Raw genomic sequence first — 9,949 nt, forward strand, 5'->3', positions numbered from 1 at the left:
CCGGAAGTACCAGCGAACGGCGCAGCTGATGACGATAGCAGGGAAACGGTGGCCGTGATAAAGCGATTTGGTCTTCTTCATCGCTTCATTCTACCGCCCCATCTCCAGCAACCTGACAGTGCCAATCGGAGGTCAGTTGGAAGCAGGATTTCTGCTTAAGGGGTTCTACGAGGATGAACAACCGAAGCCACGGTTTGTAATTGACAACTTCCTCCCAACTTTTTTGGCGACGTACGCGGTGAAACTGTAGCGCTCCTCGTTATACGGCGGTCGCAACGGGCTTGTCGGCCCAACTACGGCCATGGTCTTTTTTGAACTCGCCGTGACCAGCCACATACATGGAACGCTCTACTGAGCAATCTTGAGGGGAAGCGGCCGCTGCGCTCTGATATCTGCCATTGGAACTCTGTCTGCTTGAACGGCAGCAACGGGTCGACAAGCGACGGCCGCCATCTCATCCCGATGGCTCATCCGTGCGCGTGCTGGGCACCGCCGAGCCCCCGCATATGACGACGGGCGGCCGACCGGGGGGACGGCGTTCCATAGAACAAAGCATGCTTTCCGGGAAGTCCAGTCAATTCCGTACTTTCGAGTCTAGCTAACTGCGCGATAGTCCAACGAATTCCATTTCCCGACATTAATCCGGTTACTGCCGGACCGGACCGGCCGCTGGTCGTGATTGCGTGAAGGCAGGCCGATCGGGTAGGGTGGCGACAATCCCAACCACAACGAGAAATCAACCATGAACAAGCAGGAACTGGTGGATGCGGTCGCGGCGGCAACCGGTGAAAGCAAGGCCGCGACCGGCGAGATGATCGACGCAGTGATCGCTGCGATCACCGGCGCGGTGATGAAGGGGGATACCGTCCAGCTGATCGGCTTCGGCTCGTTTTCCACGGGTGCGCGCGCCGCACGGGTCGGCCGCAATCCAGCGACGGGCGCCGAAATCCAGATCCCCGCGGCGAAGACCGTCAAGTTCACGGCGGGCAAGGCGTTCAAGGATGCCGTAAACGCGTCATGACGAAGGTGGCGATAGCGCCCGGTGACTACGCCGGGCTGCACAAGGAAGTGGTCAGTGTCGTCGAATCGGCGCGACGCACGGCGGCACGCAACGTCAATGCCGTAATGACCGCCGCCTACTGGGAGATCGGGCGGCGGATCGTCGCCAGCGAGCAGGGCGGGCAGGCGCGCGCCGGGTATGGACAGGCGCTGATCGCCCGGCTCGCGGAGGACCTGACGCGCCGTTTCGGGCGCGGATTCGGCAAGGCGAATCTTGCCAGCATGCGCGCCTTCTACGTCGCCTGGCCGGCGGCGGAGATTTTCCAGACAGTGTCTGGAAAATCGGCAGCCCCCGGAAATGTCCAGACGCCGTCTGGAAAATCGCTGCCGGCGAAAGACGTTGTCGACGCGACGGCAACGGCGCCCGATTATATGGCGCTCGCCACCCGTTTCACGCTGCCGTGGTCCGCCTATGTGCGTTTGCTTTCAGTGAAGACGGCGGCCGCCCGCGCTTTCTATGAAACAGAGGCGTTGCGCGAAGGCTGGTCGGTGCGCCAGCTTGACCGCCAGATCGGTAGCCAGCTTTACGAGCGGCTGGCGCTGTCGCGCAACAAGGCGGCCCTGCTCAGGAAAGCCGCCGATGTCCAGCCAGGTGATCTTCTCACGCCAGAGGAGGCGATTCGCGACCCGTTCGTCCTCGAGTTTCTCGACATCAAGGACGAGTACTCGGAGTCGGATCTAGAGGAGGCGCTGATCCAGCATCTGGCGGATTTCCTGCTGGAGCTCGGCGACGACTTTGCTTTCGTCGGCCGGCAGCGCCGCCTGAGAATCGACGACACGTGGTTCAGGGTCGATCTGGTGTTTTTCCATCGACGTCTGAAATGCCTGGTCATCATCGATCTCAAGGTCGGCCGCTTCAGCTATGCGGACGCCGGGCAGATGCATCTCTATCTGAACTACGCGCGCGAGCACTGGATGAAGTCTGGGGAGAATCCACCTGTCGGTCTGATCCTTTGCGCCGAAAAAGGGGCGGCCGAAGCACACTACGCGCTGGACAACCTGTCGAACAAGATTCTTGCGGCGGAATACCAGACGGTGTTGCCCGACGAGGCAATGATCGTGCAGGAGCTGGAGCGCACGGCAGCGGAACTGGAGCGGCGTACCGCGGCTTCGTAAGGTTGGGTCCCGATGCCCGACTAATCCCGGTCATCTGAAGACGAGGCCGCGACCCGATATGGCATCGTCCAGTGGAAAGGGTGACGCGTTTTCACATCTGCCAGTTCAGGCAGAAAGTCGACCCAAATGAAGGGGTCGATAGTTCCGACTGGTGTACCCTTCGTTTGCGGACATTGTTGATAAGTCAACGGATAATCGCTCTCACGACGGAAACACCTGTGAGCCGTTCGCTTTCAGCGAACGCCAACGCTAAACTACGCACGCAGGGAACCAGTCCGGTTCACTATCCGAACAAACCTTCAAGTTGCGATCAGATCTTTATATAGAGACAGTGCTAGCCAAGTGCACCGCATTGATGGATTCCGAGCTATGGCGCCGGGAGCCAGCTGTTCGTCCGCGCGCGTGGCTTCAGAACTTCGACAAGCCTGATCAGCCGGCGGCTGCCGTCCTGCTCGATCACTTCACCTATTTCGGGGGTAAAGGCTTGAGTCCGTTTCGGCTCGCGGAAGCCGCGCATGCGTCTCTCACGTTCGCGCGTAGGTTGATGGCTATTCTCGGCACGATTGTTCACGCGAGCTCCAGCGCGGTTCTTCTGGGACAAACCCGCCGGACCTGCGCCGGCGTCCCTGCTGCAGGACAAGCATCCTCAAGACCGCTTCGGTGCAGGAAGTTGCCGGACAGCCTATGCGTTCGACTCGGCCATCGCGGACATTGGGGCGGACTGGGTTCTACGTCACGGATATGGCGGATTGCTGACGGTCGCGGCCCCGACCAGCCGAACGACCGCTTCCTCGATCAGCGAACTCACACTCCGACCCATAAGCACGCTCGCACCGTCGTCATCTCAAGGTCGGCCATTGGAGGGTAAGCCGCCCGTCGCACCGACGGGCGACAGCAGCGGTTCTTTGCGGCACAGAGACCGGGGTAATCTCGTAGTGCCCCTGCCTCTCGCTTCGAAACGTAAAAACGACGCGTCACCCGGCGCTCCACGCCGTCTTGCAGCGCGTGTACTCAAGTTGGTAAAGCGTGGAAATAGGCATAGCTGGCCCGACACCGGGCAAAGCCACGAGTCCGGCATTGAAAGCGTCCGCCGCTGAACGCACGCGATCAGCGCGGCATCCTTCGATCAAAACGATCCATGTCGGCACTTGGGTGCCTTCAGGACGTGCCCGCTTCTCCGCTGTCTCTACCTTGCTGACTGCCTCGTCGGCCAGGCAAAGATGGACCCCCGTGATGCCGGCCATCTCGACAAGCAGTGGCAGGACGTGCTGACGCAGACCTTTCACGACTTCTGTGCGCGCCGTCGATGGCACGTCGAAACGTACCGTCACAAGATAGGCACCCTGTCCGACACCGTCCGAATAAGCTACGTGGCAGATCGAGCGGGCTACGCTCCGAAACGACGGGACAACCTTCTTCGTCCACGGCGTCGGCGAATTCAGCCGGAGGAGATAGTCTTGCGCACCGAGCACCTCTACCGTGTCGGCTTCATAGAGATTGAAGTACTCGGGACCCGCATCCAGCGCAATGTAGCGCCGCCCGCGCCTGAACCCAGGAATTCCCGCGCGTTCCGGCATGTGCTCACGGTTGTGCCACTCGTAGAATTCATCCTTCGCTTCCGGCAGCAGATCATGCCAAATCGCGACGACGCCTGTTCCAGCAAGGCTCATATCTTGTCCTTTCTGCAGGTGAAGTTATCTTACCGTGCCGACGGATACCCGCCACGGCTCCACGCCGTGCCAAGCAATTCCGAATACCGCACAATCTTCTGCGTTTGCTCCCCGAGTCCGCTACCACCGAGGGTCATCGTATCGCCCGCTTTCAGAAAGACAGGCGGCTTTTGACCAAGGCCCACCCCGGGCGGAGTTCCGGTGATAATGACGTCGCCCGCCATGAGTGGCATGAAGCGGCTGAGATACGCCACAATATGGGCGACGTTGAAGATCATCGTGCGTGTGTTGCCAGTCTGACGACGTGTGCCATTGACGTCGAGCCACAGGTCGAGTACCTGCGGGTCGGGGATTTCATCACGCGTCACGAGCCAAGGGCCGAGCGGTGCAAAAGAGAAGCTGCTTTTGCCCTTGGTCCACTGGCCTTCACGCTCGAGCTGATATGCGCGCTCAGAAACGTCATTGGCAAGGCAGTAACCCGCCACATGATCCAGCGCGGTTGCTTCGTCGATCTGCCAAGCGGGCGTGCCGATCACAACGCCTAATTCCACCTCCCAGTCCAGCTTTTGCGCGTCTGTCGGCAAGACGACTGGATCGGTCGGTCCGCTGATCGAGCCCGTGTGTTTGTTGAACACGACAGGTTCCCGCGGAATCGGCGTATTTGTTTCGGCGGCATGATCTGAGTAATTCAGACCAATGCAGACAAGGTTGCGGACGCTGCCAACACAAGCGCCAAGTCGCGTGCCCGCCTCCACGACAGGAAGGCTGTTGAAGTCGAGTCGGCCCAGCTTTGCAAAGGCGGCTGGCGAAACAGTTGTTCCATCGATGTCATCGACGATGCCGCTCAGGTCACGGATTGCTCCGCTCGAGTCAAGCACGCCGGGGCGCTCATGGCCAGGATTGCCAAAACGGACAAGACGCATTGACTACTCCTATGTAGAAAGAGAAAACGAATTGGCAAGATGCCAAGAGCACCAAATCCAATGCGCAACTGATGATCAAGCGGCAACTGGAGCACGCCCGCGCAGGAGCCGGTTATCACTGCTTGTCCTGCTTGCAGCCCAAGACCGCATTCGCGGAGAAAATTGGCTAGCCACACAATCGGCGAGTGGACATTGCCATCAGGGTGCCGGCCCTCAAGACTAATCGGGGTTTCGCCCGCGGCAGTCAGATTGATGGTGAATTGGGCAGGAAGGATGACGGCCCGCTGCCACGACGAGGTTTGCTGCCTCTTCATGCCAAAACGCCACTCGCTGAGACTCATGCGATGAATTCGGTATCTCAGGCCGCCTCGTTGACGTCTCTATCGACGCTCTGTCGCGGCCAGACGGCCCCCAGTTTCGCGGAGGCTTCGCGCAGTAACGCATGAAAGGAGTCGTAACGCTCCGGCGGTATGCGCAAGACCGGCCCGGCGATACTCATTGTCCCCACTACCGCTCCGTCAACCAGCGAACACACGGTCACGGCCAACGCGACCACCCCGGGCTCGGCTTCCTCAACAACCAGACCATAGCCACGTTGCCTCGTCAGTTCGAGCTCCGGTATCAATTGGTCCACGCTGTTAATCGCCTTCGATGTCCCTGCGCCGTTGGGCTGGCCGAGGCCGCCACGCAGTGCGAGCCCGATTGCTTCGTCGTTTGACATTGCCGCCAACCACACCTTTCCGACCGATGTGGCATGCAAGGCGATGGGACTGTGCATGGACGGCGAATACATCAGACCGGGCGCCGCGCCTTGTGACGCAGCGAACCACGAAAGTGTCCCTTCATTCACGACTGTCAGCCGCACGAGCTCATGGCACTGCGCTGCGACTTCATCGAGGATCGGCTGCACCAGGCCCGGCAACCCAAGCCCGTGCAGATACCGCTGACCGAGCAAAGAAAGCTTCAAGGTCAAGCGGTACTGGGACGTCTGTTCATCTTGTTCGGCCCAGCCCTGCTCGCACAACTGTGCAAGCACTCGATGGGCGGGTCCTTTCTCCAGCTCGAGTTCATTGGCGATATCGGACATACGCATCCAGCGCGCCTGGCGCGCGAGCAACTCAATCGCCTGAAGCGAACGGTCAACTGCTCCCTTGACAACTCTCATAATGTCGGTAACATGATTCTTACTGGAACGGTGTTACAACAATAAAGAATGAGCGCCGAAAAGTCAATCTAAGACGGAGACAAGTCATGAGTGGAAGCACCCAGGTTGAGACCCATCGTCAGCGCCAGTCAAAGATAGCCGCGGCCAGCGGCTGGATTGGCTCAGCCCTTGAGTACTACGACTTCTTCATCTATGCGACCGCAGCGTCGTTGCTTTTCCCGCAGCTCTTCTTCCCCTCGGACAACCCGACCGTTGCAATCATCGCATCACTGGCGACCTTCGGGGTCGGCTACGTCGCCCGACCCATAGGCGCGATGGTGCTCGGCCATGTCGGCGACCGACACGGTCGAAAGACGGTGCTGATCTTCTGCATGTTCTTAATGGGTATTTCAACGATGGGCGTGGGACTCTTGCCCACGTATCACCAGGTCGGCATCTGGGCCCCTGCGATGCTCGTCATTCTCCGACTCATTCAAGGGTTTGCCGTCGCGGGAGAGGTTTCCGGCGCCAGTTCCATGATCCTTGAGCATGCACCGTTCGGTAGACGTGGCTATTTTGCGAGCTTCACCCTTCAAGGGGTGCAAGCTGGGCAACTCCTGGCGGCAGCGGTCTTCTTGCCCCTGGCGCATTTCATACCGAAAGATCAATTTGCTTCGTGGGGATGGCGCATTCCGTTCCTCCTCAGCTTTGTCGTTCTCATCATGGGGTACATCATTCGTCGCCAGGTTGACGAAACTCCAGCTTTTTTCGCGAGGAGCAGGCTCACGGCGAGATGCCTTCCTCACCGGTTGTCGAGGTCCTCCGACAGAGTTGGGACGATGTTTTGCGTGTAGTCTGCATGGCGCTCATTGCGGTAATCGCGCTTCTTGCTACGGTGTTCGGCGCCGCGTATGCAGTGCAGCCGGCGTACGGTATCGGCTTTCCAATTGGAATTTTTCTTTGGATTCCGGTTCTTGGAAACATCTTCTCGGTCGTACTGATTCCCTTCGTCGGCAATCTCTCTGACAAAATCGGCCGCAGGCCGCCAGTTCTTGCCGGCGTACTCAGCGCCGGGCTGCTCTCTTTCGGTTACCTGTACGCCATCAGCATCCATAATCTCTGGCTCACGATAATTCTTTCAGTGCTCATGTGGGGCATCGCGTACCAAGGCTTCAACGGTGTGTTCCCGAGCCTTTTCCCAGAACTCTTCCGCACGCGGGTGCGGGTAACGGGAATGGCGATCGGACAAAATGTTGGGACGACGCTTGCTGCAATGACGCCATCACTCTTTGTCGCCGTCGCGCCCCCCGGCACCACTAACATTCCGCTGAAGATCGGCTTCCTGACGTTCGGCATCTGTCTGGTCGCCGCGTTCGCCGCTTTCAGCACGCGGGAGACGTATCGGATCCGCCTTGACGACCTTGGCGACCGCGGTGCGGTACCCGTATCCAAAGCCGACTACGACTGGGTGCGCGCCGAGGCTTTGGCCGGACGAATCGGAACAGCCGATGCGCAAAACGTTGCAAATCAGGCTCACTCGTAACTGCTTTGGCCGGTCCCACTGCTCGCTAGTAGTGCGTCGGTGCCACCCGGCTTGAGCCGAACAGGAATCATGTAACCGCGGCACTAGCGAATATCTTGACGCCGCACAAAGGAAATGCACATGCACAACGAAGACACACCCCGCTACGACGGCCCACGTGAGCTCGCGCAATCCCTAAGCGCATTTGCGCGCATCAGCGCGGCCGACGCGCCCTGGAACCAGGAAGGCTTGCGCGCCGATTCCGAGTACCGCGACCTCGGACTCGCCGCGGTGACCAACGGGCGCATCGGGGCAAAGCACATTCGTGCGCTGAAGCCGTTCACCGAGCCTACTGGCTGGCATTGGCACGACATGACCGGGCACTACCTGTATGTGCTGCGCGGATCCGTGACGTTCCGTTTCGCCGGTGTCGAGGGCGACGTGACGCTTAACGCGGGTGACGGATTGTCACAGCCGGCCGGCGTGCCGCACAACGTGATGTGGCGCTCCGACGATCTCGAGGTCATCGAGATTAACGAGCCCGCTGTGTACGGGACCTGGGATCTGGACGTACCGCCGGCGCCTTGGAAGTAATCGTCTACGCCTTGGCGTTCCGAGCGTCATGACATCGCTTGTTCTCGGCGCATACGACAGTCGCAGACAGCTTAAAACGCAATGAACGCGTTGCGTCAAGGAGCTGCGGCGTTCGTCATCAAAGTGGTTCGCTCGGAGAATGTAAGTGTCCGACACGCGCCTGGTACGCCAAATCCCGGAGCAGTCAGGTAAGACTGCGTCTTCAACCAACATGGAACACCACGCAGCAATGGATCCACATATCACAGGTAAAACGCGACTCTATGGTTTAGTGGGCGATCCGCTGACGGCCGCCAAGTCGCCACAATTGTTGAACCAGCTTTTTGCTGAACAGCGCGTGGACGCGGCATGCGTCCCGTTCTGGGTCAAGGCGGAAAGCCTGTCCGAGTTCGTCAGCGGGGCACGAGCGATGCGCAATCTCTCCGGCATGCTCGTCACCATGCCTCATAAGCAACGGATGCTGGAATACGTCGATGAACTAGATCCAACGGCCCGTCAGGTCGGCGCGCTCAACGTCATCCGTTGTGAGGCGGATGGACGTTGGGTCGGCGCGATATTTGATGGCGTTGGTTGCGTCCTTGGGATGCAATGGGAAGGCAACCACCCGGCGAATAAGTCCGTGCTTCTCGTCGGTGCCGGAGGCGCAGGGAGCGCCATCGCATTTGCGGTCGCGTCCGCAGGCGCCAGCAAGCTGACCATATCCGATGTCGACGCACATCGGGCTGGCGACCTTGCGGCATCCGTTGCTGCAGAAACCGGCTGCGACGTACGTTCGGGGCCGCCTGACCCGCAAGGCTTCGACGTCGTCATCAATGCCACACCGCTTGGCATGAAAGTGAACGATGCCATGCCGGTCGATCCGGAGCGGCTCGCGCCCGGCGCCATCGTCGTCGACATCATCAATGCGCCTGAGCCGACGCCGCTTCGACGCGCCGCGCATGCGCGCGGGTGCCGTACCCAGGACGGGGGACCGATGCATCAAGGGCAGGCTGTCTATGCACTTAAGTTTCTGGGATTCGATTACCTCCCCGATGGACGATCAGCACCCGATCACGGCCCGCGATGAGTCGGGAATTTCCAAAGGAGAATACGCATGAGAGTTGCTTTGCTGGAGGTCAGCCATTGGCATGTCCCGCTCTATCTGGATGCGCTGGAAGCGCCCGGGATTGAAGTGGTCGCCGTGTCGGATGCGGAGAAGGTCAAGGGTGAGGCAATCGCCGCACGATTCGGAAGCAAGCTGTACTCGTCGGCCTATGAATTGCTAGAGGGTGAAGAAGTCGATTTTGCATTCGTGTTCGGGCGGCATTCCGAAATGCCGGCGCTCGCCGAGGCCGTGATCGCACAACACATACCCTTCGCGCTGGAGAAACCGTGCGGCGTCAACATGGCGCAGGTTACCCGACTTCGCAAACTGACCGAGGAAGCCAACCTTTATTGCGCAGTGCCATTGATCTTCCGAATGAGCGAGCTGCTCAGATCGCTCGAAGATGCCGAGGGGCGCATACCGTCGGACTTCAATTACATGTCGTTCCGTTTCATTGTGGGACCGCCCAGTCGATACGAAGCGGCCGGTGCCGGCTGGGCGCTCGATCCGGTTTATTCCGGAGGCGGATCGACAATCAACGTGGCGACTCACTTCATCGACCTGTTTAGATTGCTCACTGGCAAGGAGATCGCCCGGGTCTCCGCCACGATGAACTCAAGAACGCATCGAGGAGCCGTTGAAGACTATTCGCTGCTGACCATGCAAACCGAAGACGGCGTGATCGGCCTGGTGGAAACGGGATATAGCTTCCCCGGTTTTGTCGCGATAAGGCGTGGCGCGGAGAAGCCATCCTTAGCAAATAGGAATCCTTATTTGGCAAGCAAGTAAAATTGGTCGGCAGATGTCTGATTCAAACCGTCGGTCTGCATTTGCCCC

General features: G+C 59.5%; 7 protein-coding genes and 4 pseudogenes. 6 read left to right on the forward strand and 5 right to left on the reverse strand.

Annotation, left to right across the window (positions count from 1 at the left end; all coding sequences use genetic code 11):
* A pseudogene (locus ABQJ48_RS36820) lies at positions 1–81 on the reverse strand (IS6 family transposase); the annotation flags it as partial.
* A 658-nt stretch (positions 82–739) separates the two neighbouring features.
* Between ABQJ48_RS36820 and ABQJ48_RS36830 the strand changes: the two are divergent.
* A pseudogene (locus ABQJ48_RS36830) lies at positions 740–1,021 on the forward strand (HU family DNA-binding protein); the annotation flags it as partial.
* Positions 1,018–2,175, forward strand: a complete 1,158-nt coding sequence (locus ABQJ48_RS36835; RefSeq protein WP_367842800.1) for a PDDEXK nuclease domain-containing protein — start codon at positions 1,018–1,020, stop codon at positions 2,173–2,175. The pseudogene ABQJ48_RS36830 and the gene ABQJ48_RS36835, both read left to right, overlap by 4 nt.
* 478 nt (positions 2,176–2,653) lie before the next feature.
* On the opposite strand, the pseudogene ABQJ48_RS36840 reads toward ABQJ48_RS36835, so the two are convergent.
* From ABQJ48_RS36840 to ABQJ48_RS36855, 4 genes and pseudogenes are all read right to left on the reverse strand, one after another.
* A pseudogene (locus ABQJ48_RS36840) lies at positions 2,654–2,755 on the reverse strand (IS6 family transposase); the annotation flags it as partial.
* Between the two features lie 394 nt (positions 2,756–3,149).
* Complete coding sequence (locus ABQJ48_RS36845) at positions 3,150–3,845, reverse strand: hypothetical protein (protein ID WP_367842801.1); 696 nt, start codon at positions 3,843–3,845, stop codon at positions 3,150–3,152.
* 29 nt (positions 3,846–3,874) lie between these two features.
* Positions 3,875–4,768, reverse strand: coding sequence for a fumarylacetoacetate hydrolase family protein (locus ABQJ48_RS36850; protein WP_367842802.1), 894 nt, complete (start codon positions 4,766–4,768; stop codon positions 3,875–3,877).
* Between the two features lie 358 nt (positions 4,769–5,126).
* On the reverse strand, positions 5,127–5,933 hold the full coding sequence (locus tag ABQJ48_RS36855; RefSeq protein WP_367842803.1) for an IclR family transcriptional regulator: 807 nt from the start codon (positions 5,931–5,933) through the stop codon (positions 5,127–5,129).
* Positions 5,934–6,019: 86 nt separating this feature from the next.
* On the opposite strand from ABQJ48_RS36855, the pseudogene ABQJ48_RS36860 reads away from it, so the two are divergent.
* The 4 genes and pseudogenes from ABQJ48_RS36860 (at position 6,020) to ABQJ48_RS36875 (ending at position 9,901) form a co-directional block, all read left to right on the forward strand.
* Positions 6,020–7,455 (forward strand): annotated as a pseudogene (locus ABQJ48_RS36860) (MFS transporter).
* Between the two features lie 120 nt (positions 7,456–7,575).
* Complete coding sequence (locus ABQJ48_RS36865) at positions 7,576–8,028, forward strand: cupin domain-containing protein (RefSeq protein WP_367842804.1); 453 nt, start codon at positions 7,576–7,578, stop codon at positions 8,026–8,028.
* A gap of 145 nt (positions 8,029–8,173) precedes the next feature.
* Positions 8,174–9,094 carry a shikimate dehydrogenase family protein gene (locus tag ABQJ48_RS36870; protein ID WP_367842805.1) on the forward strand — a complete coding sequence of 307 codons (921 nt, stop codon included), beginning with the start codon at positions 8,174–8,176 and terminating at the stop codon, positions 9,092–9,094.
* A gap of 27 nt (positions 9,095–9,121) precedes the next feature.
* On the forward strand, positions 9,122–9,901 hold the full coding sequence (locus tag ABQJ48_RS36875) for a Gfo/Idh/MocA family protein (RefSeq protein ID WP_367842806.1): 780 nt from the start codon (positions 9,122–9,124) through the stop codon (positions 9,899–9,901).
* Positions 9,902–9,949 lie beyond the last annotated feature (48 nt).

Source organism: Paraburkholderia suaedae (assembly GCF_040812055.1).
Lineage (GTDB): Bacteria > Pseudomonadota > Gammaproteobacteria > Burkholderiales > Burkholderiaceae > Paraburkholderia.

Coding starts and splice junctions, on each gene's coding strand:
- ABQJ48_RS36835 (WP_367842800.1), top strand. CDS start 1,018: ATGACGAAGGTGGCGATAGCGCCCGGTGACTACGCCGGGCTGCACAAG.
- ABQJ48_RS36845 (WP_367842801.1), bottom strand. CDS start 3,845: ATGAGCCTTGCTGGAACAGGCGTCGTCGCGATTTGGCATGATCTGCTG.
- ABQJ48_RS36850 (WP_367842802.1), bottom strand. CDS start 4,768: ATGCGTCTTGTCCGTTTTGGCAATCCTGGCCATGAGCGCCCCGGCGTG.
- ABQJ48_RS36855 (WP_367842803.1), bottom strand. CDS start 5,933: ATGAGAGTTGTCAAGGGAGCAGTTGACCGTTCGCTTCAGGCGATTGAG.
- ABQJ48_RS36865 (WP_367842804.1), top strand. CDS start 7,576: ATGCACAACGAAGACACACCCCGCTACGACGGCCCACGTGAGCTCGCG.
- ABQJ48_RS36875 (WP_367842806.1), top strand. CDS start 9,122: ATGAGAGTTGCTTTGCTGGAGGTCAGCCATTGGCATGTCCCGCTCTAT.